Annotated in this window: 27 protein-coding genes; 16 read left to right on the forward strand and 11 right to left on the reverse strand. The window is 44.4% G+C overall.

Annotation, left to right across the window (positions count from 1 at the left end):
* Positions 1 to 12: 12 nt before the first annotated feature.
* The 13 genes from F0364_RS09585 (at position 13) to F0364_RS09645 (ending at position 12,163) form a co-directional block, all read left to right on the forward strand.
* On the forward strand, positions 13 to 471 hold the full coding sequence (locus tag F0364_RS09585) for a MarR family winged helix-turn-helix transcriptional regulator (protein WP_153797557.1): 459 nt from the start codon (positions 13 to 15) through the stop codon (positions 469 to 471).
* Between the two features lie 68 nt (positions 472 to 539).
* On the forward strand, positions 540 to 1,406 hold the full coding sequence (locus F0364_RS09590; protein WP_153797558.1) for a pirin family protein: 867 nt from the start codon (positions 540 to 542) through the stop codon (positions 1,404 to 1,406).
* Positions 1,407 to 1,503: 97 nt separating this feature from the next.
* Positions 1,504 to 2,034, forward strand: a complete 531-nt coding sequence (locus F0364_RS09595; protein WP_153797559.1) for a YceI family protein — start codon at positions 1,504 to 1,506, stop codon at positions 2,032 to 2,034.
* An 85-nt stretch (positions 2,035 to 2,119) separates the two neighbouring features.
* The gene (locus tag F0364_RS09600) at positions 2,120 to 2,776 is read left to right on the forward strand and encodes a YceI family protein (RefSeq protein WP_153797560.1); all 657 of its coding nucleotides are present in this window, start codon (positions 2,120 to 2,122) and stop codon (positions 2,774 to 2,776) included.
* An 86-nt stretch (positions 2,777 to 2,862) separates the two neighbouring features.
* Positions 2,863 to 3,573 (forward strand): pirin family protein, encoded by a 711-nt coding sequence (locus F0364_RS09605; protein ID WP_153797561.1) that lies wholly within the window; start codon positions 2,863 to 2,865, stop codon positions 3,571 to 3,573.
* A gap of 230 nt (positions 3,574 to 3,803) precedes the next feature.
* Positions 3,804 to 4,091 carry a hypothetical protein gene (locus F0364_RS09610; protein WP_153797562.1) on the forward strand — a complete coding sequence of 96 codons (288 nt, stop codon included), beginning with the start codon at positions 3,804 to 3,806 and terminating at the stop codon, positions 4,089 to 4,091.
* A 428-nt stretch (positions 4,092 to 4,519) separates the two neighbouring features.
* Positions 4,520 to 5,074 carry an NADPH-dependent FMN reductase gene (locus F0364_RS09615; RefSeq protein WP_153797563.1) on the forward strand — a complete coding sequence of 185 codons (555 nt, stop codon included), beginning with the start codon at positions 4,520 to 4,522 and terminating at the stop codon, positions 5,072 to 5,074.
* Positions 5,075 to 5,160: 86 nt separating this feature from the next.
* A complete protein-coding gene (locus F0364_RS09620; RefSeq protein WP_153797564.1) occupies positions 5,161 to 7,008 on the forward strand; it encodes an amidophosphoribosyltransferase in 1,848 nt (615 codons plus the stop codon).
* Between the two features lie 187 nt (positions 7,009 to 7,195).
* Positions 7,196 to 8,329, forward strand: coding sequence for an FAD-dependent monooxygenase (locus tag F0364_RS09625; protein WP_153797565.1), 1,134 nt, complete (start codon positions 7,196 to 7,198; stop codon positions 8,327 to 8,329).
* A 354-nt stretch (positions 8,330 to 8,683) separates the two neighbouring features.
* A complete protein-coding gene (locus F0364_RS09630; protein ID WP_153797566.1) occupies positions 8,684 to 10,531 on the forward strand; it encodes a 2-oxoacid:acceptor oxidoreductase subunit alpha in 1,848 nt (615 codons plus the stop codon).
* A 198-nt stretch (positions 10,532 to 10,729) separates the two neighbouring features.
* A complete protein-coding gene (locus F0364_RS09635; RefSeq protein WP_153797567.1) occupies positions 10,730 to 11,449 on the forward strand; it encodes a (Fe-S)-binding protein in 720 nt (239 codons plus the stop codon).
* 42 nt (positions 11,450 to 11,491) lie between these two features.
* Positions 11,492 to 11,845, forward strand: a complete 354-nt coding sequence (locus tag F0364_RS09640; protein WP_153797568.1) for a hypothetical protein — start codon at positions 11,492 to 11,494, stop codon at positions 11,843 to 11,845.
* A gap of 54 nt (positions 11,846 to 11,899) precedes the next feature.
* Complete coding sequence (locus tag F0364_RS09645; RefSeq protein ID WP_153797569.1) at positions 11,900 to 12,163, forward strand: PBPRA1643 family SWIM/SEC-C metal-binding motif protein; 264 nt, start codon at positions 11,900 to 11,902, stop codon at positions 12,161 to 12,163.
* 493 nt (positions 12,164 to 12,656) lie between these two features.
* On the opposite strand, the gene F0364_RS09650 is transcribed toward F0364_RS09645, so the two are convergent.
* Positions 12,657 to 13,949, reverse strand: a complete 1,293-nt coding sequence (locus tag F0364_RS09650; protein ID WP_207632594.1) for a Gfo/Idh/MocA family protein — start codon at positions 13,947 to 13,949, stop codon at positions 12,657 to 12,659.
* 34 nt (positions 13,950 to 13,983) lie between these two features.
* Here F0364_RS09650 and F0364_RS09655 point away from each other — a divergent pair, with 34 nt between their 5' ends.
* From F0364_RS09655 to F0364_RS09665, 3 genes are all read left to right on the forward strand, one after another.
* Complete coding sequence (locus F0364_RS09655) at positions 13,984 to 14,148, forward strand: hypothetical protein (protein WP_207632595.1); 165 nt, start codon at positions 13,984 to 13,986, stop codon at positions 14,146 to 14,148.
* Positions 14,149 to 14,272: 124 nt separating this feature from the next.
* On the forward strand, positions 14,273 to 14,980 hold the full coding sequence (locus F0364_RS09660) for a hypothetical protein (RefSeq protein WP_153797571.1): 708 nt from the start codon (positions 14,273 to 14,275) through the stop codon (positions 14,978 to 14,980).
* A gap of 19 nt (positions 14,981 to 14,999) precedes the next feature.
* The gene (locus tag F0364_RS09665; protein WP_153797572.1) at positions 15,000 to 15,602 is read left to right on the forward strand and encodes a hypothetical protein; all 603 of its coding nucleotides are present in this window, start codon (positions 15,000 to 15,002) and stop codon (positions 15,600 to 15,602) included.
* 177 nt (positions 15,603 to 15,779) lie between these two features.
* On the opposite strand, the gene pgl is transcribed toward F0364_RS09665, so the two are convergent.
* The 10 genes from pgl to F0364_RS09710 all read right to left on the reverse strand — a co-directional run bounded on the left by pgl (position 15,780) and on the right by F0364_RS09710 (position 26,103).
* Positions 15,780 to 16,502 (reverse strand): 6-phosphogluconolactonase, encoded by a 723-nt coding sequence (pgl, locus tag F0364_RS09670; RefSeq protein ID WP_153797573.1) that lies wholly within the window; start codon positions 16,500 to 16,502, stop codon positions 15,780 to 15,782.
* Between the two features lie 317 nt (positions 16,503 to 16,819).
* A complete protein-coding gene (gene zwf / locus F0364_RS09675; RefSeq protein ID WP_153797574.1) occupies positions 16,820 to 18,346 on the reverse strand; it encodes a glucose-6-phosphate dehydrogenase in 1,527 nt (508 codons plus the stop codon).
* Between the two features lie 117 nt (positions 18,347 to 18,463).
* On the reverse strand, positions 18,464 to 19,882 hold the full coding sequence (gene gnd, locus F0364_RS09680; protein WP_153797575.1) for an NADP-dependent phosphogluconate dehydrogenase: 1,419 nt from the start codon (positions 19,880 to 19,882) through the stop codon (positions 18,464 to 18,466).
* Positions 19,883 to 20,196: 314 nt separating this feature from the next.
* Positions 20,197 to 21,294 (reverse strand): cell division protein ZipA C-terminal FtsZ-binding domain-containing protein, encoded by a 1,098-nt coding sequence (locus F0364_RS09685; protein WP_153797576.1) that lies wholly within the window; start codon positions 21,292 to 21,294, stop codon positions 20,197 to 20,199.
* A gap of 105 nt (positions 21,295 to 21,399) precedes the next feature.
* Positions 21,400 to 22,194: a C1 family peptidase gene (locus tag F0364_RS09690; protein WP_153797577.1), complete on the reverse strand. Its 795-nt coding sequence runs from the start codon at positions 22,192 to 22,194 to the stop codon at positions 21,400 to 21,402.
* Between the two features lie 437 nt (positions 22,195 to 22,631).
* Positions 22,632 to 23,570 (reverse strand): NAD-dependent epimerase/dehydratase family protein, encoded by a 939-nt coding sequence (locus tag F0364_RS09695; protein WP_153797578.1) that lies wholly within the window; start codon positions 23,568 to 23,570, stop codon positions 22,632 to 22,634.
* A 62-nt stretch (positions 23,571 to 23,632) separates the two neighbouring features.
* Entirely contained in the window at positions 23,633 to 24,223 is a 591-nt protein-coding gene (locus F0364_RS09700; RefSeq protein WP_153797579.1) for a Crp/Fnr family transcriptional regulator, read from the reverse strand.
* 38 nt (positions 24,224 to 24,261) lie between these two features.
* Positions 24,262 to 24,438 (reverse strand): hypothetical protein, encoded by a 177-nt coding sequence (locus tag F0364_RS28900; RefSeq protein ID WP_207632596.1) that lies wholly within the window; start codon positions 24,436 to 24,438, stop codon positions 24,262 to 24,264.
* A 6-nt stretch (positions 24,439 to 24,444) separates the two neighbouring features.
* Complete coding sequence (locus F0364_RS09705) at positions 24,445 to 24,966, reverse strand: hypothetical protein (RefSeq protein ID WP_153797580.1); 522 nt, start codon at positions 24,964 to 24,966, stop codon at positions 24,445 to 24,447.
* Positions 24,967 to 25,014: 48 nt separating this feature from the next.
* Entirely contained in the window at positions 25,015 to 26,103 is a 1,089-nt protein-coding gene (locus tag F0364_RS09710; protein ID WP_153797581.1) for a DUF2891 domain-containing protein, read from the reverse strand.
* Between the last annotated feature and the right edge of the window lie 5 nt (positions 26,104 to 26,108).

Below are 26,108 nucleotides of genomic sequence, written 5' to 3' on the forward strand. Positions count from 1 at the left end.
TATATTTGCATTGTGAAATTAGAACAGGCCATAAAAAGTACAAAATTTAAGAGTGAAATGCAAAAAGCAGGGCTGAATATTTTATATACTGCCTGGTGGCTTAAAACAATTATGAGTAAAGAGCTGAAAGAATACGGCCTTACGCATGAACAATACAATGTATTACGCATACTAAAAGGTAAACACCCCGATCAAATGTGCGTACGGGATATAGCCAGCAGGATGATTGAAAAGAATTCGAATGTGCCAAGGATTATAGACCGGCTGGAACTTAAAAAGCTGGCCAAAAGAAGTTCTTCGGCGCTGGATAAGAGAGAAACCGTGGTTACAATAACTCCCGCAGGTATGAATATGCTGGACATTACTACCCAGAAGATTGACAGTTTATACGGAGACATGGTTACAATTAATGAAGATGCGGCAGCCGCTTTAAACAGCCTGCTGGAAAAAGTAAGGGAGAAAGAAGTTTAATTTTTTTTACTTTAATACATGTATATACATACAAGTATGTACAATCAAATAAAAAAGGAGCATTTGATATGAAAAACAGAAGCATTCAACATATCATCTATGCAGCAACATACAACATGGGCGGGTTCCCGGTTAGGCAGCCCCTCCCATCAGCACAGGTAAACAACCTTGATCCGTTTCTTTTATTGCACCATGCGGATGTAAAAGTTCCCGAAAATGTACCGGTAAACAAGGCAGGCGTAGGCCCACACCCACACAGGGGTTTCTCACCGGTTACTTTCATCTTTAAAGGTGGGGTTCACCACCGCGACAGCCGTGGTAACAATAATGTAATTTATGCAGGCGGCACCCAGTGGATGAATGCCGGAATGGGCATCATTCACAGCGAAAGACCGCCACACGACATCCATGAAATAGGCGGGCGCCAGGAAATCATACAGCTTTGGGTAAACAGTCCAGCTTCTGAAAAAATGAAACAGCCCGTTTATTATCCAGCCACCGCCGAAGAAATCCCTCATATTATATCAAACGATGGATTAGTTACAATAAACATTGTATCAGGAAGCTTCAACGGTGTTAAGGGCCCCGTGCCGGCATCAACAGAGGTAAACACTTTTACTGCAGAATTTAAAGCTGGCGGTAAGCATTTTATAAATATACCGGCTAACCATAACGCCTTTATCTATTTACTTGACGGGAAGCTGCTGGTAAACGGCAGTGAAGTAAAAGGCAAATACGCCGTAGTCTTTAACAACGATGGCGACGGTTTTGAACTGGAAGCAGCAGAAGATACCCGCTTATTTATCGGCAGCGGCCTACCGCTGAATGAAAAGATAGCCTCTCACGGCCCCTTTGTTATGAACACAGAAACAGAATTACTCGAAGCCTTTCGTGATTATGAAATGGGCAAGATGGGGGTATTGATTGAAGATTAAAAAGTTAGTGGCTGCAAGCTACCGGGCTTTAGTAACTCACAGCTTGCAACTCATGGCTAACAGCAAAACATTATAAACAATTTAAATACAAACAAAAATGGCAACTTACAAAATTGATGCAGCACACTCAGAAGTAACTTTTAAAGTGAAACACCTGATGATTACCAATGTAACAGGCAGCTTTACAAAATTCGATGGCAGCCTGGAAAGCGAGAAAGAAGACTTCACTGATGCTAAAGTATCTTTCGAAGCAGATATCAACAGCATCAGCACCAACAATGAGCAAAGAGATGCGCACCTGAAAGCAGACGATTTCTTTGCAGCCGACAAATTTCCCAAACTTAGTTTCGTATCCACAGGCATTGAAAAGAAAGATGACGAAGAATATGTACTTACCGGTAACCTTACCATACGCGATATAACCAAACCGGTTAAGCTGAATGTAAATTATGGCGGTACTGCTACAGACCCCTGGGGACAGGTAAAAGCTGGCTTTGAAATTGAAGGTAAAATTAACCGTAAAGAGTTTGGCTTAACATTTCATGCAGTTACAGAAACCGGCGGCATTATGCTTAGCGACGATGTGAAATTAAACCTGCAAATACAAATGGTTAAGCAAGCCGCTTAATACTTTTCGCAAATCATAAATTTCCATTCAAGAACAATTCTTTATTTTACCTGTTAAACTTTATTTCTTAAAAATTGAAAATGTTATGAAACTAGCATCCAAACTTTTTATTTCTGCCAGCATTTTACTCGCAGCGTGCCAAAGCGCACCCAAAGCCGATGAAGCAGCCACCGGCGAAAAGCAAGACGCCGCAGCGGCAACAGGCGCCACCTACACAGTTGACACAACCAACAGCGTTGTAACCTGGGCGGGCACAAAACCTACAGCCACACATACCGGCACATTCAAAATTAAAGACGGAAGTATTGCCGTTGAGAACAGTAATGTAACCGGCGGTTCATTTACGATTGACATTGCTTCATTGGTTGATACAGATTTAACCGGCGAATTCAAAGGCAAGCTGGAAGGCCACCTGAAAAGCCCCGACTTTTTTGATGTTGCCAAATTTCCTACCGCCAAATTCGAAATAACTAAAGTTGAAGCTTTCGACAGCACCAAAGCAAAAAGCCTTTTACCAGGCGCAACTCACCTGCTAAGCGGTAACCTTACTTTAAAGGACAGTACTAAAAATGTAACTTTCCCCGCTATCGTAAGCATTACAGAAAATGCTTTAACAGCACAGGCGAATTTTAATATAGACCGCACAGATTGGGGCATGAACTACAAAGGCCCAGACAATCCGCAGGATTGGGTAATTAAAAAAGAAGTGAACTTACAGTTGAATGTAAAGGCAGGAAAATAGTGAGTAATGAGTGAGCAGTGAGTGATGAATAAGAATTGTCCTAAACTCACCATTCACTGCTCACCACTCACTTTAAAATAAATAAAATGCAATCAATCTTCTTTCCCGCCAATGAGCGTGGCACAAAAAACATCGGGTGGCTGCAAAGCAATTTTACGTTCAGCTTCAGCACTTTTTATGATCCGAGGAAGAATGGGTTTGGTCTGCTGAAAGTGTTTAACGATGATTATTTGCAAACCGGTAAAGGCTTTGGCCTGCACCCGCACACTAACATGGAAATCATTAGCGTGTTGTTGCAGGGTAAGATGAATCACAAAGACAGCATGGGTTACGGTGATGTGGTGGAGAAAGACTGGGTACAGATTATGAGCGCAGGCAGTGGGTTAAAACACGAGGAATACAACGTAGGCGAGGAGGAAGTGAATTTTTTACAGATATGGATTGAGCCGAAGCTGCAGAACATTAGCCCACGGTACCAGCGCAGGAGTTTTCCGGAAGACAAGCGAAAGAATAAGTTACAGACGGTAGTGAGTAATGAAGAGGGGCAGGAACATTGCTGGATTAACCAGAATGCTAAAATAAGCCTGGGATATTTTGAAGCGGGAAAGAAGATTGCATATACTTTAAACCCTTTAAACAAAGGTGTTTACATTTTTAATATTGATGGTGATCTAAATGTTGCGGGTAACAAACTCAGCAAACGCGACAGTATTGGCCTTTGGCAAACAGATTCAATAGAAATTGAATGCGATACTGAAAGTCGTTTTGTCGTTATTGAAGCCCCTATTAACCATTAAGAATTTTTCTTGAGCCCGGCAGATGTATTTCATGGCATCGCCTGTTGCAAACATGGTTTTGTTATTATTTGGTCTTTCAGTGAAAGAACAAGTAATAATCACGGCGTGTACACTGGCTTTTCATGGCGACATTTAAGCGGGTATTAAAACAACTCCTCCTTGATCCGATAGATTTCATATCTTTATTGATATTTAAAATGCACAATAAGTATTATTAAAGCTGGTTAAATATGATAGAGATTGTTCAAAATTACCTGCTGCTGAAAAAGCAGCTACCACAACTGATAAAGAAATCTGGCTACAGGAACGATTTTATTGCAGAAAAGATTGGTATGAAGGCTGATTACTTTGCTGTAAAAAAACAAAGAAATAGTTGGTCAGATGAAGAAATACTGAAAATAATAAAGCTGATAGAAAGTGATGATGTATCTGAATATTTTGACTCTTTGCTGATTAAAAAAGCATTTCCAGGTAAAACGGTTTCTTCTGAAGAATTTGAAAAACAGATGGGATGGTAGTTGTCCTGGAACAATTTTTTATAGAGCAATTGCAAATCTGCCCCCTTGAATTCCAACAAAAGTTTCGCAAAGCATATCAACAATTTAAAGTTGTTGACAAACCAGAAGAAGTGAAAGGCGTTGTGAAAATTGAAAAGAATTTATATAAACTGGTAATTGAAAAGAGTAGAATTGCTTTGAGGTATGATGGCGCCAGGCTTACAATAGGCTGCTTTTTGTACAACCAGTTTTATAATCCGGAGTGATTTGCATGGGAACAGGTAATTACGAAGAGAGAAAAAACACTTCCCTTAGTGCGTGCCTTCACGCACCAACTATCCGGGGCTGAAAAGTCGCCCAATGATTTGCAGATGAAAGGATTGCGACGCAACGAAGTCCCCATGAAATGCCGGACGCCGGTACCCTAAAAAAGAAAAGGAAAAAATGAAATGAACATTGAAATTGTGGCGGGAAGCCCCAGTAAAGGAAGCGTTACTTACAGGCTTGCTTTGTTTTTGAAGAAACATTTTTCTGAAAAAACGGGGCACCAGGTAAATATACTGGATGTGCGGGACTGGCAGTTTCCGCTATTGCAACAGGAAGTTTTCCGTTCTGTTGATCAGGCGCCGGAAGAGTTGAAACCCCTCGCCAAACGCATGTTTGAAGCCAACGCTTTTATTTTGGTAACGCCTGAATACAATGGCAGCTACACCCCCGCTCTCAAAAATATTTTTGATCATTTTCCCAAGCAATCGCGTAAAACATTTGGTATTGTTACCGCTTCGCCGGGGGCATTGGGTGGCATAAGGGCAAGCCAGCAAATACAGCTTTTAATTAATGCCCTGTTTGGCATTGGCTCTCCGTACATGCTGGTAACACCGCATGTAGACAAAAAGTTTGATGCAGAAGGCAACCTGGTTGATGCGGCCTTTCAAAAAAATATTGATGTATTTGTTACTGAGTTCCTGTGGCTTGCGGAAAGCGTAAAGCCGGAACTGGTTTAATAACACGCTTTTCTAAAACGATTCATAAAATCCATTTGAGAATGGATGTACAACCGTAACTTTGCGGCTTCTTTTTAAACCTCACCATGAGCGACGAAATAAAACATGAATGTGGCCTTGCCTACATTCGTTTGCGGCGGCCTTTCTCTTACTATCTTCAAAAATACGGAACGGTGATGTATGGCCTTAACAAGCTGTACTTACTCATGGAAAAACAGCATAACCGGGGGCAGGACGGCGCCGGCATAGCGGCGGTAAAACTGGACGTAGAACCAGGCTATCCCTACCTGCACCGCAGCCGCAGTAATGCCCAGCAGCCCATTGCAGACATTTTCTCTAAAATTGGCGCGGAAATACAGGAAATGGAGAAATACCTGCCTGATTTTAAGAAAAAGCCCGGCCTGATGAAAGGACATGTTCCTTTCCTGGGTGAGTTGCTGATGGGGCACTTACGCTACGGCACGCAGGGAAAAAACAACGTAGAATTTTGTCACCCCTTTATAAAAAGAGACTTGGTTCCCGGTAAAAATCTTGCATTGGCCGGGAATTTTAATTTAGTAAATACCGAAGAGCTTTTTGACCTGGTGAATATTAATCCGGGAGAGTTTCAAAAGCAAAGCGACCTTGCGGCAATGATGGAAGTGGTGCACCATTTTCTCTCGAAAGAAGATGAGAAAACACCTAACTGTGCCAACATTACCGAAGTGCTTAAAAAAGCAACGCCCTTGTTTGATGGCGGTTATACCATCGGTGGTTTAATAGGCAACGGCTGCAGCTTTGTAATGCGTGATGCGCATGGTATTCGCCCGGCATACTACTACATAAATGATGATGTAATCGTTGCTGCCAGTGAACGTTCGTCTATACGCACTGCTTTTAACGTTGGTGAAAACGAAGTTTTTGAGCTAATGCCCGGTAATGCCCTGATTGTAGATGCTAACGGCGAATACAAAGTGGAGCAGATACTGGAGCCGAAAGAAAGACGGGCCTGTAGCTTTGAGCGTATTTACTTCAGCCGCGGCAGCGATGAAAAAATATACCGCGAACGCATAGCGCTGGGCCACCACCTGAGCAAGCCGGTTTTGGAAGCCGTAAACTACAGTTTAAAAAATACCATCTTCTCCTACATACCCAATACTGCCGAAGTGGCTTTTTATGGCCTGGTAAAGGGCATGGAAGAGTACCTGAACAAGATTAAAATTGAACGCATTTTAAGCTGGGGAAAGGATTTTACGGAAGAGAAGCTCAATGAGATGATCAACCGTAAAATACGCCAGGAGAAAATAGCCATTAAAGACGTTAAGCTGCGCACTTTTATTACTGAAGACAGCAGCCGTAACGAGATGGTACAACACGTATACGATATTACTTATGGCACTGTTAAGAGAGATGAAGATACGCTGGTAGTTATTGACGACAGCATTGTACGTGGTACTACATTAAAAGAAAGCATTGTTAGAATGCTTGCCCGTTTAAACCCTAAAAAGATTATTGTTGTTTCATCTGCCCCGCAAATACGCTACCCGGATTGCTACGGTATTGACATGAGCAAGCTGGGCGATTTTATTGCTTTCCGCGCCGCAATTGAATTGTGGAAAGACCGTGGTGAGGAAGACAAGCTGGACGATATTTACAAGCAATGCAAAGAGCTTCAGCGCAATAACCAGTTGCATACAGAAAACCTGGTAAGGCTGGTGTACAAACCATTTACCACCCAGGAAATATCGGATAAAATTGCGCAACTTATTACACCTCCCGAAGTATCATTACCTGTACAGGTTATTTATCAAACCATAGAAGACCTGCATGACAGTTGCCCCACCAATACCGGCGACTGGTATTTTACCGGCAACTACCCCACACCAGGCGGTAACCGCGTAGTAAACAAAGCCTTCATTAACTATATGGAAGGCAAGAATGTAAGGGGTTATTAACCAGGCCGCACCTGTAAGTTTTTATGGCAGGCGGTAGCGGCTTTTAAGTGCAGGCCTAACCAATTCATTACCCGGTTTTTACAATTAACACTCCTCTTTGCGGCAGTAACAAATTACTGCTCTTACTTTGCGGTAAGCATGCGGGTAGCAGCCTGCCGCTACATTTAGATTATTTTATTTAAACGTTATGCAAATAGCCATTGCCGGTGCAGGTATTGCCGGCTTAACAACCGCTATCGCCTTAAAAAATAAAGGAATTGAAACACAAATTTTTGAAGCTGCACCCGCGGTTAAAGGCATAGGCGCGGGCCTTGCGCTGGCCGCCAATGCCATGCAGGCTTTTGAAAGGCTGGGCATTGCTGAAGAAGTTAGCCGCTGTGGCAGAATGTTACCATCCTTCACCATTTACGATGAAAAGAAAAAAGTAATCAACCGCACAAACAGCGAGGCCATCAGTAAAAAGTATGGCGCCGACAATTTCACCATTCACCGCGCCGCCCTGTACGATTTGCTGTACTCAAAACTTAACCCGCAACAGGTAGTTATCAATAAAAAACTGGTGGCTGCCGAGCAATTGCCCAATGGCATAAAACTGGTTTTCCAGGATGGCAGCATACATTTTACCGATGCTTTAATAGCGGCAGACGGCATACACTCCTCCATACGTAAAAAGCTGTTGCCGGCATCTGCGCCCCGCTACGCCGGTTATACCTGCTGGCGGGCGGTTATCAACAATGACTTTCTTAACCTTACGGAAACATCAGAAACATGGGGGCTAAAAGGCCGCTTTGGTATTGTTCCGCTGCTGGATAAGGTTTACTGGTTTGCCTGCATTAACGCCCCGTACAGCAGCAGCAGGATGAAAGCATTTACAATAGATGACCTACAGCGGCATTTTAAAGATTTTCACGAACCCATCCCGGCCATACTGCAGCAAACCAAAAACGAGCACCTTATATGGAACGATATCATGGATATCAGGCCTATTCATCAATATGCGTTTGGCAATATTCTGCTTATTGGCGATGCTGCCCATGCCACTACGCCTAATTTGGGCCAGGGCGCCTGCCAGGCCATTGAAGACGCTGTTATACTGGCCAATGAACTGGCCGCCAACGCCAACATTCCCGAAGCATTTAAGCAGTTTGAGCAGCGGCGGTTAAAAAGAACCCATTATATCACCAACACTTCCTGGAAAATCGGCAAAGCTGCGCAAACCAGCAACAGGCTTTTTGCCGGCATTCGCAATACGTTGTTTCGCCTGTTACCGCAAAGCGTAAATGAAAAGCAGTTTCAGAAGTTGTACCGGGTAGATTTTTAGCGCCAGTGTAGTACCTTCCGGGCACATCGTACATCCCACATCAAACATCGTACATTGTTTTGTGGGGTGTCCCTCGTACCTCGGGCCGGGCTTTCCGCTCATACTCCGGCACAAGGCCCTGCTGCGACAGCCTCACCGGGGTATCCGCTTCAATCCCTCACCCGCCGGTGCAACAGGCTGTTTGTTTTGCACACAACCAATTTTTAATCTCTCCTCATTTCAACGGGGTTACTACATCCGAAAAAACGTTTTCTGCCATTGTTACATATACTAACTTCGCGTTCCGCTAAAACCCGTACCGGGCTTTTGGCAATTGCGCTTTATATAGCGCAAATCCCTGATAGCAAATAATTTATGGAAAGGAAAGAAGCAGTACTACAGGATGTAGTGATAAAATTTGCCGGCGACAGTGGCGATGGCATGCAGTTAACCGGCCAGCAGTTTACCAATAACACCGCTTTATTGGGTATTGATTTGGCTACGTTTCCTGATTTTCCCGCAGAAATTCGTGCCCCGCAGGGTACCCTGCCGGGTGTGAGCGGTTACCAGATACGCTTTTCGTCAGACAGGGTTTTTACACCCGGAGATTTGTGCGATGTACTGGTAGCTATGAACGCCGCCGCCCTTAAAGCCAATCTTAAAAGCCTTAAACCCGGCGGTAAAATCATTGCCAATATTGAAGGTTTTGACGCCAAAAACCTGCGCCTGGCCAACTACCCTGATGGTGTTAACCCCATTAACGATGGCAGCCTTGACAGTTACGAACTGATTAAAGTTGACGTAACCAAAATGACCCGCGAAGCGCTGAAAGATTTTCACGACCTGGGCACCAAAGAAAAAGACCGGGCAAAGAACATGTTTGTACTGGGCTTTATTTACTGGATGTACAACCGCAACCTCGACAATACGATTGATTTCATTACCGAGAAATTCGGCAAAAAAGAAACCATCCTGCAGAGCAACATTAAAGTGCTGCAGGCCGGTTACAATTACGGCGATACCACGGAAACCTTTACCACCCGGTTTAGGGTAGAAAAGGCCAAACTGCCTGCCGGCACTTACCGCAGCATTATGGGCAACCAGGCACTGGCTTACGGCCTTATCGCTGCTTCTCAAAAAAGCAAACTGCCGCTGTTCCTGGGTACCTACCCCATTACACCGGCATCAGACATATTGCACGAGTTAAGCAAACATAAAAACTTTGGCATACGCAGCTTCCAGGCAGAAGATGAAATTGCAGGTATTACTTCCGCTATCGGCGCCTCTTATGGCGGCAGCCTGGGTGTAACTACTACTTCAGGCCCGGGCATGGCCTTAAAAGGCGAGGCCATGGGGCTGGCGGTAATGCTGGAAATTCCACTGCTTATTATAGATATACAGCGTGGCGGCCCATCAACAGGCCTGCCCACCAAAACAGAGCAGAGCGATTTGTTGCAGGCCTACTATGGCCGCAACGGCGAATGCCCTATGCCGGTAGTATCGGCCAGCACGCCCAGCGACTGCTTTGATGCCGTGTATGAAGCGGTACGCATAGCCGTACAGCACATGACGCCGGTTATCTTCCTTAGCGATGGCTACATAGCCAATGGCGCAGAACCCTGGAAATTTCCTAAAAGCGAAGACCTGCCTACTATTGAAGTGAAGTTTAAAACAGAGCTGGGGCATGATGAAGACAAGTTTATGCCTTACCTGAGGGATGAAAAACTGGTACGCCCCTGGGCGGTGCCCGGCACCGCCGGACTGGAACACCGCATTGGCGGCATCGAAAAACAAAATATTACCGGCAACGTTAGCTACGAACCCGAAAATCACCAGTTAATGGTGCGCATCAGGCAGGAGAAAGTAGATAAGGTTGCGGAATATATTCCGGAACAACAATTGGACAGCGGGGCCGAAAAAGGCAAACTGTTGGTTTTGGGCTGGGGCAGCACTTACGGCGCTATCAAAAGCGCTGTAATGGAACTGCAGGCAGAAGGGCTGGAAGTTAGCCATGCTCACCTGCGCTACATACGGCCCTTCCCCAAAAACCTGGGCGACATCCTCAAAAACTTTGAGCAGGTGCTGATACCGGAAATCAACAATGGCCAGCTTATCAAAATCATCCGCGACCAATATTTGATACCCGCCAAAGGCTACCATAAAATAATGGGGGTACCTATTACCAAAACCGAACTGGTAATGGAAATAAAGAAATTGCTGTAAACAGCAGCCCTGCCGGGCAGTAATATTATTATGGGCCCGGCAGAAGGAATTACTATGAGGCTGCCGTTGCGTCGCACTCTTGTACATTCTGTACGCTGCTCAGCACCAAGACTCCAAACTAATTATCTGCATATAAATCAGCTTTCTTAATCTAAAAAACAAGGTGTAACATATTACACTTCTTTAGGGGATGGAGGTATGAACGTAAGCATTTTTGTACCGTGTTTTATTGACCAGTTGTATCCTTCCGTTGCCTTCAGCATGGTAAAAGTGCTGGAAAAGGCAGGATGCACTGTATCTTACAATACCAACCAAACCTGTTGCGGCCAGCCTGCTTTTAATGCCGGTTTTCATGGCGAAGCAAAGGATGTATGCACCAAGTTTCTCAATGATTTTGCTGGTGCGGATTACGTGGTAGCCCCCAGCGCCAGTTGCGTGGGTTTTGTACGAAATTATTATCACCAGTTGTTTGATAACTCATCCCGGCACAACGATGTAAAAGACCTTGCCAACAGAATAGTCGAGTTTTCTGAGTTTATGGTAAAGGTACTGGCCGTTGATAACGTAGGTGCACAGTTAAATGGACGGGCTACCTATCATGATAGTTGTGCCGCATTGCGTGAATGCCACATAAAAACCGAGCCACGCCAATTACTGACTAATGTAACAGGCCTTGAACTGATAGAGATGAACGATGTGGAAACCTGTTGCGGGTTTGGCGGCAGCTTTGCAGTAAAATTCGGGCCCATCAGCATCGCCATGGCCGATCAGAAACTTACCAACGCCACAGCCACGCAAGCCCATTACCTTATAAGTACCGATATGAGCTGCCTGATGCATATTGGCGGCTATAGCCAAAACAAAGGCGCCGGCATTAAAGTAATGCACCTGGCTGAAGTACTGGCCAGCGGGTGGTAATTTTTTTCTGGATTATTACCCATATTTGTTTAAAATTACCGGATGGCAGAAGATGTTTTATACTCAAGCATTTTACAGGACTTTGCAAGGCCGTTGCTGCATGAAGCGGATACAGATGAGATGTTTAAGGAGAAGATGAAATTAGCTGAAGTAATCTGGAATTATTGCATAGCCAGGGAATTTAAGCTTCCTCATTTTGATGAGATTAACAAAGTGTTAGGCTCGGAAGGTCAAAAACACCCTGAAACAAAACAGATTTTTGATCAGTTAGCAGCGTTTAAAGAAGCTAACTTCAAGCGCTATAAGAATTTTATACTTAAAGTTGAGCATCGGGTTAAAAGCGGGGGTGAGAAAACTTTGTATGTAGAATCCGCTCATCCCAACCATCTGCGGTAACCAACCAGCCGCACCACTAAAAAGATCAACATCATTCTATAATACAAGCAACAAATGAGCAAACTGGGGTCACACAAAAAACCGGCAAGGGTAAGGGTGCAGACAGAAGAACGGGCAATGGAGATGATGGCTTTGTGCAACCAAAAAGGCTGGCAGGTTATAGTAGGTATTGAGCCGGATAAAGAAGAGAATATTGATGACATTAAAAAACTACAGGGTGGCGGAAAATCATCTTTCGCCTTTGCATCTGCCCCTGCAAGAAATGCCCCCTGCCCATGTGGGAGCGGAAAGCAGTACAAACGCTGTTGCGGAAATTGAGTAATGTCTTTAAACATCAGCGGGGCAGATAGTTATGCTGCAAAGAGCATAAAAGTACAATAGTGTTGTTCAACCACTTTGGGGTTGGTTTTTTTCTATCATAAATTCCAACCCCGGATTTCATCCGGGGCTATTCACATTTAGCCCTTTGGGCTATTTCATAATTTTAATATTACTGTACTTTAAAGCATTCAAAGTTTCTTTAAGTGGGTTGGATATTGAAGTGATGGGCATTGATTTAAAATTTATTTCGCCTAACCATACAACCTGCCCGTGAAAGCAGTAGCGTGTTGCACTTTCGGGTGAGGGATTGCAGCGGTTACCCCGGTGAGGCCATTGCAGCCGGGCTTTTGTGCCGGAGTAATAGCACAACCGAGAAAAAGCAACTAAATGTTGCTTTGACGAAGGTTGCGAACGTAGTTCTGCCCGGCCCGAGGTACGAGGGACACCCCCTAAAAAAATTTTATCACAGCAGAATGCAACAACCCTGCCATCACACCGGGTATTTCCAATCCCCGCGATAATCCCTTTTCAGCAGCTTGTTGGCTTCCGCATCGTTTATTACCAGTTCTTTTTCGCCATCCCATTCAATGCTGCGGCCCAACTTATAAGATAACATGCCCAGCAGGCTAACATTGGTGGAGCGGTGGCCGCTTTCAATATCATTTACCGGCAACTGGTTATTTTTTATGGCCCTCAAAAAATCTGTCCATAGTTCCGGTATGTTCTGTTCATCTGGTTTGTGAAGTTGGGGCAACGCACTTTGAACGGGTTTGTTTTTATCTGACGGGTAAAAGTGCCAGCCATCCGTCCACCCCATGTGGAATGTGCCTTCCGTACCATAAAAATAACAGCCCACGTTGTGTTTTTCAGCTTCATTGGCAGCATACAGGCGGTGCTCCCACACGGCGGTAAACGATTCAAACTGGTAAGTAACCACCTGTGTATCCGGCGCATCGGTATTATCCTGCCGGATGTACCTATCGGCATGAGAGAATATTTTACGTGGGTATTTTTCTTCCGTACACCACAGAATCTGGTCCATCCAGTGTACGCCCCAGTCGCCCAACTGCCCATTGGCAAAATCAAGGTATTGCCGGAAACCTTTGGGATGAATGCCCGGATTATAATTTTTTAGTGGTGCAGGCCCGCACCAAAAGTTCCAGTCAAGCTCCTTGGGAGGCTCTGCATCGGGCGTTTTTTTACCCGGCCCGCCGCCATAATGTACAAACGCCCTTACCATGCCTATTTTACCAGCTTTGCCCGATTTTAAAAACTCCATGCCAGACATATTGTGAGGCGACACCCGGCGGTGTAAGCCTACCTGCATTACCTTACCTGTGCGGCGTGCGGCGTTAACCATGGCCCGGCCTTCCATAATGGTGTGCCCAACCGGCTTTTCCACGTACACATGGGCGCCTGCTTCTACGGCAGCTATCGCTATCAGCGGGTGCCAATGGTCTGGGGTGGCCACAATTACTATTTCGGGCTTTTCTTTTTGCAACAGTTCGCGGTAATCACGGTATAGTTTAGGCTGGTCGCTGGTCCACTGTTTTGCGGTATTGGTGCAGGCAGCCAATTGGCGTTCATCCACATCGCAAAGCGCTACAAGTTTACTTTCCCCGGCCTGCAGGGCAGCCTGTAAAATATTGGTACCCCACCACCCGGAGCCAATTAAAGCAGTGCGGTATTTTTCTGTACGTGCAAAGGAACTGAACAAAGGCATGGCGCCGGTAACCAAACCGGCCTGGATGGTGTTTTTAAGAAAACTACGGCGGTGCATCATTCGTTAGGTGTTTTGAGATTTAAAGTTAAAGGCTATGTTTTTAAACATGAAAGTTTATGCTGTTTTTGCCGGTGATAAACTAACCCGAATTGACATTTTTTTAAGAGTAGCTTTTTTAGATTTATTACATGAAGAACAAATCCGTCAGCTTGCTGCTTCATCCCCTTTTTATTGTTTGCCTTGGCTTATTACTGCTTAATGATTTTTATTTGAAGCAACAGTATCATAACTTTTTGACGGGTAAATTGTCCGACTTTGCAGGCCTTGCATGTTTTGCCTTGTTTATCTCAGCGTTACTTCCCAATCATAAAAAAACAGCATTTGTGTCCGCTGCCTTGTTCTTTGCCTGGTGGAAGTCTTCTTTATCACAGCCGGCAATCAACTTTTTTAATTACAAATTACAGTTTCCCGTTAACCGCGTAGTTGACTATACCGATTACATGGCCTTAACAGTATTGCCGATGGTTTACAAGCTACGGCATGAAGGGTGTATGAATTTTGTTCACAAACTGGCTGCGGTAGTTGTTGCAGGTGTTTCCCTGTTTGCATTTTGCGCAACTACCTGCAGAGGTTACTACCCGTCTAGAATGTCAACAGAGGTTTACATGTACAACAGCTACAAAACCACTTTGACAGAGAACCAGGTTTTCAAAAGATTAGATTCATTAAAGCTTCGCTACAAAAAAGACTCCGTTAAAGCGAATGAAATCTATACTTATGACAGTATATTTTATTTGCAGAAAGATTCTGTAACAGGCATTACAAACAGGGTTGTGCTACCAACAAAAAATACGGTTGTTTATGCCCGTTATAAAACAAGCCCGTTTATTGAAGTTTATAATGTGCCCGCAGAAAATGAAATGATACCTGTTGTTACTTTCGGCTATTTTGCCCGGAAAGGCAAATCCCGCATAGAAATATCGAGTATAACACTGGACAGTTTACAGTATAGCCGGTATGTAAAAGAGCCGGCACTTGAACGCAGGTATAAAAAAATGCTCGAAAATTTGTTGATTAAGCAATTGCAATAAAATGATTAGATTTTTTTCTATGAAGTTGTTGACTTTGACACTATTTATCTCTGCTCTTTTTACGGATGCTACAGGTCAAAAAATTGCCGATTCATCTAAGCGCTCTATATATAAAGACTATCAAAAATGTAAGTATGTTTCAAAGTACACACCTGCACAACGCAGCCGGTTTTATCCCTTTTCAATAGGGGATTCTGTAAAACTTGTATCATTCAGGTATCACCGTAACAACTGCCCTGTACAGGAAGGAAAAATCTTTGAAGATAGCCTTATTGAACAAAAAGTTTTAAATACAACAGAGCTTGAAAAACTAACGGATATTCTCTACAACAACTTCTATTATCGGCAGCCCCAATGTTGTGTCAGTTCAATAACGCAGTGTTTCTTTCCCAGGAATGCCATTTTATTTCTTGATAGAACCGACCAGTTAAAAGAGAGCATCTTGATATGTTTTCATTGCAACAGGATAGAAAAAAGTTCTGAGGCAATGATTCTCGGAGATAACTGTAATGGTAAGATGGAGAAACTGCGCCAATTCTTTATATCCTCCGGTATAGAATTTGGAACGAATACAACAATAGACATATACCCTGGAGAAACCGGTTCTGATTATAAAAACTAAACCTTCGCTTCGGCTGTCATCGTTGCTTAATTAAAGTTGCAGCCTGAGCCTGCCAAAGGCAGACCCAAGGGATAAGACTTGATAAAACCGTTTTCTACAAGCCAACCTGACGGCATCGTTTTTTTTAAAACCGGACTAATCCGTCAATACCAGATTAAAATCAGCAAGAATCAAAGATTACACCAGCGCCCCTGCCGCTTCTTCCAAAAACCAGAATAATTCACCGGGCGACGGTTTGATAACCTGGGAGGGATAAAGGTCTGGATTGTATTCTCCCTGCAGTACATGCTTAATAGCCGGCGCTTTACTGCCGCCTGCCAATACAAACGCTACGCGGGCCGATTTGTTAACTACCGGCGCTGTTAATGTAACGCGGTACATGTTCTGCGACTCCAGCCAGAGAGATGTAGCCCATTTTTCCTGTTCATGAATAACCTCTCTTTTGCCGGGGAAAAGAGACAGTGTATGCGCATCGTCGCCTATGCCGAGCAATACCAAATCGAAAGTTGTTGGCGCATCTGTAAAATATGCACGTAAAATTTTTTCATATTCGGCAGCAGATTCTTCAGCCGGTATATCTGTACGCATCACGTGTATTTGTGAAGCGGGAACATCCACAAAATTCAATAAAGTGTCGTAGGCCATTTTTGCATTGTTGCGCTCATCTTCAAAAGGAACATGGCGCTCATCTCCCCAGAAAATATGCAGCTTGCTCCAGTCAATCTTGTTCCGGTATGCATCGCTGGCGAGTAACCGGTGCAGGCTTTTGGGCGTATTGCCGCCGGAAAGCGCAATGGTGTAGCGGTCTTGCTTTTGAAGTGTTTCGTTAATATGTTCCGTTATCCAGGTGGCAACGGTGGAATTAAGATCGTCTATGGTTTTTACTTTGATGATTTCCATGAGATTAATGACACTGGTTAGATGATTGTTTTGATTGAGATTGTATAAAACAGCAATGCACTTTGGCTAAAGCCATATAGATTACTATTTACAAACCCAAGGCTTAAGCCTTGGGTTAAATGCCAGGAAGTTGACCGGCTTTAGCCGAAGTACATTTACATTAAAAGAGCTACCTGCATTGCTGCGCTATTACACTACGAACCGAAGATGCCATTTGCATTACAGATGAAGTGATTGCGACGCAAGGGACGATGCCATGAAAAACCATTGGCGGTATCTAAAAAATGCTGACCCTGGCACGCATGCACAACCTGAAACTAATCTTTATGCTTGGGCGGTAACGTTACCCAGTTACGGCCATCCCTTGCAATTAAAGCTTCCGCATCCTCAGGGCCCCATGTGCCGGGCGCATAATTGGGGAAATCCACCGGCGGGCGTTGTTCCCATGTTTCTATAATAGGCATCACCGCTTTCCATGCAGCTTCTACCTGGTCATCCCGCATGTATTGGGTGGGGTTGCCCGCCAGTACATCCAGCAACAGGGTTTCATACGCTTCGGGCTCATGGCCGTCTTCGTATGCGTCCTTGTAGCTGAAAATCATATCCACGGGGTTCAGCGTCATGGTTTGGCCGGGGCGTTTTGCCTGGAAACGCAGCCTGATATCCATTTCGGGCTGTATGCTGATGGTAAGGCGGTTAGGCCTCCATGTTTCAGCAGCTTCCGGCGGAAAAGCGTAATGTGGCGCCTGCTTAAACTGTACAGTAATAATAGTGGTTTTATCCCGCATGTACTTGCCGGTACGTACGTAAAAAGGCACATCCTGCCAGCGCCAGTTGTCAATATAGAATTTGATAGCTGCAAAAGTTTCTACGGCTGATTTAGGATTTACCTTTTCTTCCTGGCGATAGCCCTGCACTTTTTCCCCTTTTATCCAGCCTTCGCTATACTGGCCACGTACAGCATAATTATGCACTTCTTCTTTCGGAATTTTTCGCAAGGCATTCAACACATCTACCTTCTTGTTGCGTATTTCATTGGCATTAAAGCTAACCGGCGCTTCCATGGCAATCATACACACCAGTTGAAGGATGTGGTTTTGCAGCATATCCCGCAGGGCGCCGCTTTGTTCGTAGTAACCGCCACGCCCTTCCACACCCACCAACTCGGCATTGGTAATCTGCACATGGTCTATGTAATTACGGTTCCAGATAGGTTCAAATAAAGCGTTGGCAAAACGAAGCGCCAGGATATTCTGCACCGTTTCTTTACCCAGGTAATGGTCTATGCGATAGATCTGGTCTTCATCAAATAGAGAAGTCAGCAACCCATTTAGTTCCTGGGCGCTCTTTAAATCGTGGCCAAAAGGTTTTTCTACCACAATACGCGTGGTAGCTGCATCCTGGCAAAGCTTTAGGGCCCCCAGCTTGGTGGCTATATCCGGCACCAGTTGCGGTGCTACGGCCAGGTAAAAAATTACGTTGGGGTGTACGCCAAAAGCCTGCTCCACTTCCTTTATTTTATCGGCCAGCAGGTTATAGGCTGCTGCATCGCCGGCATCCATCTGCAGATACGATACATGCTCAGCAAACTCTTTCCAGTGGCCGTTCTGTTCACCTTTGCGGCGGCTGAATTCCTGTATGCCCTGGTAAAGGTGGCCCAAAAATTTCTCATTGGAATATTCTGTACGGCCCAGGCCAACGATGGAAAATTGCTCTGGCATCCAGTCGTCTAAAAAAAGGTTGTATAATGCCGGTGTAAGCTTGCGCTGGTTTAAATCGCCACTACCGCCAAAAATAAAAATAATTGAGGCCGGCGGTTTGGTATGGCTGCTAGGTTTTGACATATTCTCTGTCTTTAAAAATTATAGTTCTTTAGTTCCCCTTCGGAAATCTTTCGGCAAGCTTAAGATGACAAGGGTGACATTCCCTTCGACAAGCTCAGGGTGACATTCCCAGTTAACTTATCCCTGGTTCCATTCTGTGTGGAATGTTCCCTCCCTGTCAATACGCTGGTAAGTATGTGCACCGAAATAGTCGCGCTGCGCCTGTATCAGGTTGGTTGACATGCGTTCGCTGGTATAGTTATCGTAGTAACCCAGTGCATTCATCAGGGCTGCGCCTGGTATCTTATTCGCTATTGCTACTTTAATAACGTTACGTGCACTACGTTCCCTTTTCTTCACCAATCGTGCAATTCCCTTATCCAATAACACATTGGGCAGTTTTTTCTTTTTGCTGTAGGCTTTGTAAAAATCTTCCAGCAGTACGGAGCGTATAATACAGCCGCCCCTCCATATTTTAACCACGTCATCCAGCGGAATATCCATGCCTAATTCTTCGGATGCTTTGTATAGCATGGCCAGCCCTTGTGCATAACAGAGTATGGTAGCAAAGTATAGCGTATCTCCCACCTGCTGAATAAACTGCTCTTTTTTGGCCGTTACGGGTTTAACTACGGGCTTATAAATAGCCGCAGCCTGTACCCTTTCGTCTTTATATCCGGATAATGTTCTGGCAGATACCGCCGCATCTATCGTTGGTATGGCTACCGGCAGGTTCATGGCTTCCTGTGATGTCCATTTACCGGTACCTTTCATGCCGGCTTTATCCAATATAACATCCACCAGGTGCTTGCCGGTAATATCGTCTTTTTGTAAAAAAATATCTCTTGTAATTTCTACCAGGAAAGATTTCAGCTCCCCTTCATTCCAGGTTTTAAAAACCTCATACAGCTCTTCGTTGGTAAGGCCCATGCCACGGTGCAGCAAGTCGTAGGCCTCACTCAGCAATTGCATAATGGCATATTCAATACCATTATGTACCATTTTAACGTAGTGGCCGGCAGCGTTTTTACCCATGTAGGCAGTACATGGCTCATCCCCCACTTTTGCAGCTATTGCTTCCAGTAAAGGTTTTACGTGATTGTAAGCATTCTGGTCGCCGCCGGGCATTATGCTCGGGCCGGTACGGGCTCCATGCTCGCCACCGCTAACCCCCATGCCCATAAAGTGAATGCCTTTGGGAAGCAGGTAATTTACACGGCGAACGGTATCGCCAAAATAAGAGTTACCGCCATCAATCACCACATCACCTTCCTGTAACAGCGGCAACAGGCTTTCTATTACATCGTCAACCGGTTTGCCTGCGGGTACCAGCATCATTATTTTCCTGGGAGATGACAACTGCTGAACCATTTCATCCAGTGTGGTTACCCCTTTAACGGTGGTGCCGGCCGTGGCGGCCGATTCAAGGGAAGCGCCTTTTGCTGCATCCTTATCAAAACCTATTACGCTAAAGCCATGGTCTGCCATGTTAAGTAACAGGTTGCGGCCCATTACGCCAAGGCCTATCATTCCGAAATCGAACGTGGAATTGCTCATAAAAGGATATTCTAATTATTAAAAGGAGCCGCAATTTAGGTATTATGGGGCAAAGCTTGTTGCCGAACCTTATTTTAAGGTTTTCGGAATACGGAAGGTTTGAAATGGCAATTGTGCTTGCCGGCAGACTTTATAAAGCCGACACTTGGAATACACGCACCAGCAGCAAACATTATTTTAGATACCAGCGATTGTACTTCGTGGGGGCTTCGTTGCGTCGCAATCCTTTCATCGTTTAGTTCTTTGGGCGGCTTTTCAGCCCGGGTAGCACTGGTGCGTGAAGACACGCACCAGGGGGAACATACGATTTGTCCCTAATCAAACATCCTTAAACATTTTTCAGAACCAGGCATCAAACTGTTTTGTTTCATTTTGCCAACAAGAAGTTTCATATCCTCCCGCTCTTTAACCTCATTAAATGGTTTTCCATACTTGTCAAATAGTTGTCCGCCCAATCTTTTCTGGCAATATTTTACAGCGTTTATCATGGCATCAAATATATGTTCCGGGTCTGCACTGCGCGGCACGCTAAATGCAAAAACAAGATCGCCGGGATTCATCTCTCCCGAACCTATAGCTTCAGGCAGAAAATATCCGGGCTTAGTTGTTGTATAAACAGAAAAGAAAGCCTGGTCGCCGTAATCTTCAGGATTTTGCCAATGAAATATGTCGCCATCCCCCCATTCAAGGCCGAGACATTCCATCGCATCCCAGGCAGCCATGCCAGGAAAAGGATTTTCCGATTTTAACTGAATAACGGCGTCAAAAGAAAATTCATGGTTGAGCTTAACAAGTTCTTTAGCCCTTTCTATCGCTTTTTCAATCGGCTCTCCTTTACCAATTGCTAAAGCAAAAGAACTTTTTTTTATTTTTCTGTTTAGCTCATTAAGATACCGCTCCAACAGCAATGGGTCATATCCTTTTGCTGAATCAGTAAAGGTTTCTATTAAATCCACAGCAACCTGTAATTGAGTATAAGCTTCTGGCGAGTCACCCGCATCCGCAAATGTCCAATGTTCTTCCTGTATAGAATAGCCATATATCGTAGATCGGAAATTTTTCCTCCATTCAAGATCAAATAATGCTGACAATTGTTTTTTGGATACCGCATTATCCTTAACATTTACAGGAATAACCCAATCCTGGCTGGGATCCGGTTTATACTCATCTTTACTGTCTGAAGCATCATGAACAGGCTTAGGAAACGACAATAAGGAACTATCAAGTATATAAGAAGCATCTTCTGATGCATTGCGAATCCCCAGTTTATTTAATCTTTCGTTGTTTTGAACTTGTGTAGATACAAAAAAATCGTTCTGCTCATTCTTTCCAAATTTGTTTAGCCAATAAAGAAATAGTTTGCAAATCAAAAGAGCTGCAATAATGATAGTAACATATGTACCTGATTTCATGTACGAATTGTTAAGTTGAAATTATGCTGACAAAGTAGAAATAATTTTTTACACGAGACACACGTTTACAACTTCACAACCACAAAACAATAGGGCGCCAATTTGCTACACCGCTATTCCATAAGCTTCCTGCACAGCCTGCAGCATATAGTCATCACTTAGCCATGCAAAGCCTTTTTTGCCCCAGCGGCTGCCCCAACTGTTGCGTATGATGAAGTAGCCGGGCTCGTAACCTACCATTACAGCTGCATGGCCGCCGGTATCGCCAAAGCCTTCATAAGTATCAAGCCTGCAATTGGCCGGGGTTGCTTTTAAAAAAGCTTTATCCGGAAACAGGCTAAAAGCGATGGGGCCACCGCCAAAGGCCAGCCACTTTTTCCAGTTGAGCAGCTTGTTACTGTTGCTGCGGGCAAGGTTATAATAACTGAGTATTTTATAGCGGGATGCTTTGGCATACAAATCCTGCTCGGTGCCGCGGTAAAATTTGGTGGTTTCAAAAGGCAGGTCGGTGGCTTTAATGCAGCCGAATTTGCGGGCCACATCCAAAGCGGCTTTAAGGCTGGTGCCCGCCTTATCAATAAAAGAGGTGGGGCGTTCATCATATTCATCAACTTCTTTGGAGGCCATCCATATAAACCTTACCGACAGCATTTCGCCGCTCCGTATTTTTTTGTTCTTAACAAAATGCCATTTCAGCAAGCCGTCGGCTGTTACCCAGCCCACACAGGAACCGCTCTCTCCCTGGTTGTTTATTTTCCACCAGGTTTCCCTAAGGTCAATGCCTTGTGGCAGTATTTTTTTTGCAGCTACGTACCCGGCTTTAACGGCCTGCAATATATCCCAATCCTGTTCCTTGCCGGAAGAAGGGACAATATTTAATACCCTGTGCTGTTTTTTCATAAACGCCCTGCTAAGTGTATTTAAAAATAAGCAGGTTTGCTAAACAAGCGTGTTGCAATAAGGGTAAAGTTTGCTGTTTTGATGCAGCTTTTTCATGATGTTTACAGGCGGGTTGCCGGTGTACATTATCAAGGTAATAAACCAATGTAAGGTTGAGCCCCGCAATAAGCGGGGTAAACTCTGTCGAAACCGGGTTATAAGTCACTTTTTAAGGAATACGCCTTCAACAGGCTCAGGCTGACAGCCATAACCTAATGACATCTGGTTGCCGGTGAAAATAACTGCAGCCTGCACCATCGGGTGAGGGATTGCAGCGGTTACCCCGGTGAGGCCATCGCAGCAGGGCTTTTGTGCCGGAGTATGAGCGGAAAGCCCGACCCCTTGCGATAGCTTGGGGGCACCCCCTGTAAATTTCAATCTGTGTACGCGTGTGTTTATTAGCTATTGCCTTGCTTAAACCATTCGGCAGTCGCTTTTATACCTTCTTCATAAGATGTGGGTTTATAATTGAAGGCTTTTTCAAATTTAGAAGAATCGAACTCGTAGGCATAATCGCTTTGATACAGCATTTCGCCTAATTCACGCATCATTACATTGAAGAACCCCAACCCTTTAATAAGCCAGGAGGGTATTACTTTAACCTTGTTTTCCACCTGCATGTATTGGGCGGCCAGCGCCACCAGTTGCCTGCCCGTAAGCGCAGGCGATGCCGTTGGCAAATGCCATGTTTGGTTAAAAGCACTTTCTGTTTTGGCCAGCAGGTACATGGCTTTTGCAGCGTCGGGCGTGTAGGTGTAGCTATGCGGTAAATCGGCCTTACCCATATATTGGGCCGTTTGCTTTTTTTGCATTTTGTCAAACACCAAAAGACTCAGGGCACTTTTATCGTAACAACGCGGACCGTAAAAATCGGCTGCACGGGCAATGATGCCTGTAAGCCTGCCTGCTTTAATTTCATTGAGTACCATCTTGTCTATGGCGGCACGTATTTTACCTTTTTTACTACAGGGGTTAATGGGTGTTTGTTCGGTCATTTTTCCCTTTACCAGGCCGTAAGGATAAACGCTGTCGAAAAATAAAAACCTGGCATTTGCTGCTTTACAGGCCTCCAATACATTGCACATAATAACAGGCCAATCCCTCTGCCATATCTTGCTGTTGTATTGAATACCTACCAGCATGTATACAATGGATGAGCCTTTTACAGCATCCATTACCTGCTGCGCATTAAGCATATCCGCCGCTATGGTTTCGGCGCCTGCAACAGGTTTAGGGTTTCTTGATACAAGACGTACTTTTTCTTTATTATCCAGTAATATGGGCGCCAGTTCTGTAGCGATTGTTCCATTGGCGCCAAGAATAGTATGTAACTGCATAGTTGTATTGTTTTTGCAACACAAAACTATTAAGGCCGTTTTACCTAATACGTTGACGTTGGTTAAGAAATGGCCCTTTGCATTACCCTTTTGCGTATGCGGCTAAGCGACTCTGGCGCTACACCAAGATAAGAGGCAATGTAGTGTTGGGGTACACGCTCAAAATAAATGCTGTGGTCTGTAAGTGTTTTGAGGTAGCGTTCTTCAGGGGTTTTGAGCAGCAGGCTATGCATCCTGTCTTCCAGGCAGCTGACGAGGTATTCGGCCATCAGGCGGCCGAACCTTTCCGCGGAGCGGTGCTTTTGGTAAAGCTGCTGCAAATCATCATAATGCAAGGCCAGCACTTCGGCATCTTCCATCGCTTCAATAGTTATGCCGGCTGGTGTACGGTTGGTGTAGCTGGTGTAGGCGCCCGTCCACTGGTTTTCAAAACTAAAGAAAGTGGTTACTTCTATACCATCTATTATTTTATAAAACCTGAAGCTGCCTTTTGTTATAAAGTAAATTTCGCCGGCGGGTTTTCCTTCTGTAACAAGCTGTTGTTTTTTAAGGCAGATTTTAACAGTAAGCCGCTGCCGCATATCCTGCCATGCTTCTTCGCCCATCTGCATTTGCAGCATGAATATTTGTAAAGCGCTGTATTTGTTGTCCATCAGGTAAAAAGCTTTTCTTAAAAGCTACCGCAGCATGCTTATGAAAGAATTTTTTTCCTGGTTACGATTTTCTTTCGTGGGCTTGCAGGATATTTTTGGAGGTGCTTTAGTTTATACTCCCTGATGAACTCACTAATTGCGTTTCGTTCTTTATCATTCAAGGGTTTACTTTTTATTATAAAGTCAACGCCTTCTGGTTCTTTTATGTATCCCATTTTAGCCTAATTTTTAAAATACCTGTTAACTAAGATTTGAGAAGCTTCTGTTGTTATTATCATTCTCTGCCCTCCAAAATGATATGCTCTCAAACTTTTAACATAGTGATTAATCAATTTTGTTTTTGCATCAAACGCAACAAAACCATCAAAGCCTTTTTGAAACGAAAGCCTGCATGCATACGCTACCAAATTTCCTGCCACCCCTTCATATAACTTTGTTTTTCCTACATTGAAAGGAGCACTTTCAACCAAGTTCATGAAAATATGGTCAGCTTCAATACTTATGCTTAGCAAACCTTGAATAATGTCCGGATTATTTACAATGGTAAGCTTGTAAACCTCCCTGGAATAGTCTGATAACTCAGTTTTCCAGTTGAATAGCCATCTATTCTTCTTTGTAATAGTCTTCAAATCCTTCAGCACCAATAAACTCACTTCAGTTTGAAAACTATCCCCTGAAATAGTATTTTGAATGGAATTCGTCAGCCTGTCAATTCTAAAACTTTGTAACGCCCCTCTTTTCATAATCATTGCTAATTTACAAACGTTTTAGAACATTTACTTTTCCCCATATCATCTATCCCCGCTTGTTAACGCATATACGGCAAACGATGCCAGCCAATGCTCGCCCATATAATCGCCGCTGGCCACATGCGGCAAGGCAGATTCTATATGTTTATTGGCAAGTTGTAATAAGGCTGTTTTACCGGCCCCGGCATGCTCCGCTATACCATACAGGCACCAGGCCCGGCTTAGGTTAAGGCCATCCAGGTGCACCAGTTTGCCATCGCTGCGGTCAATCACCTGGCCCGGCTGCAGGTTAACGGCGGTATTAAACAGTTGTGGTAAAAAAGCTTTTATCCATTTTTGATAGGCAGCGGCAGGCAACACACGCCACATTAAATCGGCTTCTTCCAGGCAGGGACTTAAAAAATCATTACCGCCCGGCTCCCAACTTAGCGGGCAGGCCTTATCACGGTAATAAAAACGCATAGCAGCAGTTTTAATGGCCAATTGCAGAGAATCATCTTTTACCTGGGCGGCATAATCCCATGCCAGGCGCAAACCAAAGGCCAGGTTAGAGTGTTCGCCAACGCGTATAGGATAAACAAGTTTTTTAAGATAGGCTATATAAGCCCCCGAAAAGTATTGCGCCAATGGCTGCAGGTTAGCTGATAGCTGTTTGCCCAGGCTGTCATTCCAGGTAAGTAATTCAGCCTGCAATTGCAACAGCCAGCCCCAGCCATAGGTGCGTTCCAGGCCGCGGTTATCTTTTTGCTGAAAAATTTTCAACTCGGTTTGAATATTGGCCGCTGATAAATTTTCAGAAAGTTTTTGCTTTATGATAGCTGCTTCCGGCAGAGAAGGAAAAAGCTTTAGCAAGCGCACCAGCATCCAATGGCCATGTACGCTGGAATGCCAGTCGAAACACCCGTAAAAAGCCGGATGATAAGCTTTGGGTTTTGCAATTAAAGAAGTGTCTGTATATGTAATTCCTGTTTTGTACGGAAACTCCTGCTGCATGCAGCGCAGCGGCAGTTGGGCAAAATGCGAAGCGCCGGTTTGAGTTAATGTAAACCTGAGGTTTTGAATACTGTAATGTTGCTGTGCTTTTAATAATAGCGAAAGGAAAAAACAAAGAACCGTAAGAACGATGCGCATGCTTT

The organism is Foetidibacter luteolus, assembly GCF_009650435.1.
GTDB classification, from domain to species: domain Bacteria; phylum Bacteroidota; class Bacteroidia; order Chitinophagales; family Chitinophagaceae; genus Foetidibacter; species Foetidibacter luteolus.

Excerpts from the sequence above, each read along its gene's own strand:
- F0364_RS09655 (WP_207632595.1), top strand. The coding sequence starts at position 13,984 with ATGTTTTTAAACATGAAAGTTTATGCTGTTTTTGCCGGTGATAAACTA.
- F0364_RS09685 (WP_153797576.1), bottom strand. The coding sequence starts at position 21,294 with ATGAAATCAGGTACATATGTTACTATCATTATTGCAGCTCTTTTGATT.
- F0364_RS09710 (WP_153797581.1), bottom strand. The coding sequence starts at position 26,103 with ATGCGCATCGTTCTTACGGTTCTTTGTTTTTTCCTTTCGCTATTATTA.
- F0364_RS09630 (WP_153797566.1), top strand. The coding sequence starts at position 8,684 with ATGGAAAGGAAAGAAGCAGTACTACAGGATGTAGTGATAAAATTTGCC.
- F0364_RS09650 (WP_207632594.1), bottom strand. The coding sequence starts at position 13,949 with ATGATGCACCGCCGTAGTTTTCTTAAAAACACCATCCAGGCCGGTTTG.
- F0364_RS09615 (WP_153797563.1), top strand. The coding sequence starts at position 4,520 with ATGAACATTGAAATTGTGGCGGGAAGCCCCAGTAAAGGAAGCGTTACT.
- F0364_RS28900 (WP_207632596.1), bottom strand. The coding sequence starts at position 24,438 with ATGGGATACATAAAAGAACCAGAAGGCGTTGACTTTATAATAAAAAGT.
- pgl (WP_153797573.1), bottom strand. The coding sequence starts at position 16,502 with ATGGAAATCATCAAAGTAAAAACCATAGACGATCTTAATTCCACCGTT.
- F0364_RS09645 (WP_153797569.1), top strand. The coding sequence starts at position 11,900 with ATGAGCAAACTGGGGTCACACAAAAAACCGGCAAGGGTAAGGGTGCAG.
- F0364_RS09695 (WP_153797578.1), bottom strand. The coding sequence starts at position 23,570 with ATGCAGTTACATACTATTCTTGGCGCCAATGGAACAATCGCTACAGAA.
- gnd (WP_153797575.1), bottom strand. The coding sequence starts at position 19,882 with ATGAGCAATTCCACGTTCGATTTCGGAATGATAGGCCTTGGCGTAATG.
- F0364_RS09700 (WP_153797579.1), bottom strand. The coding sequence starts at position 24,223 with ATGGACAACAAATACAGCGCTTTACAAATATTCATGCTGCAAATGCAG.
- F0364_RS09640 (WP_153797568.1), top strand. The coding sequence starts at position 11,492 with ATGGCAGAAGATGTTTTATACTCAAGCATTTTACAGGACTTTGCAAGG.
- F0364_RS09605 (WP_153797561.1), top strand. The coding sequence starts at position 2,863 with ATGCAATCAATCTTCTTTCCCGCCAATGAGCGTGGCACAAAAAACATC.
- F0364_RS09620 (WP_153797564.1), top strand. The coding sequence starts at position 5,161 with ATGAGCGACGAAATAAAACATGAATGTGGCCTTGCCTACATTCGTTTG.
- zwf (WP_153797574.1), bottom strand. The coding sequence starts at position 18,346 with ATGTCAAAACCTAGCAGCCATACCAAACCGCCGGCCTCAATTATTTTT.
- F0364_RS09595 (WP_153797559.1), top strand. The coding sequence starts at position 1,504 with ATGGCAACTTACAAAATTGATGCAGCACACTCAGAAGTAACTTTTAAA.
- F0364_RS09635 (WP_153797567.1), top strand. The coding sequence starts at position 10,730 with ATGAACGTAAGCATTTTTGTACCGTGTTTTATTGACCAGTTGTATCCT.
- F0364_RS09625 (WP_153797565.1), top strand. The coding sequence starts at position 7,196 with ATGCAAATAGCCATTGCCGGTGCAGGTATTGCCGGCTTAACAACCGCT.
- F0364_RS09600 (WP_153797560.1), top strand. The coding sequence starts at position 2,120 with ATGAAACTAGCATCCAAACTTTTTATTTCTGCCAGCATTTTACTCGCA.
- F0364_RS09665 (WP_153797572.1), top strand. The coding sequence starts at position 15,000 with ATGAAGTTGTTGACTTTGACACTATTTATCTCTGCTCTTTTTACGGAT.
- F0364_RS09705 (WP_153797580.1), bottom strand. The coding sequence starts at position 24,966 with ATGAAAAGAGGGGCGTTACAAAGTTTTAGAATTGACAGGCTGACGAAT.
- F0364_RS09610 (WP_153797562.1), top strand. The coding sequence starts at position 3,804 with ATGATAGAGATTGTTCAAAATTACCTGCTGCTGAAAAAGCAGCTACCA.
- F0364_RS09690 (WP_153797577.1), bottom strand. The coding sequence starts at position 22,194 with ATGAAAAAACAGCACAGGGTATTAAATATTGTCCCTTCTTCCGGCAAG.
- F0364_RS09590 (WP_153797558.1), top strand. The coding sequence starts at position 540 with ATGAAAAACAGAAGCATTCAACATATCATCTATGCAGCAACATACAAC.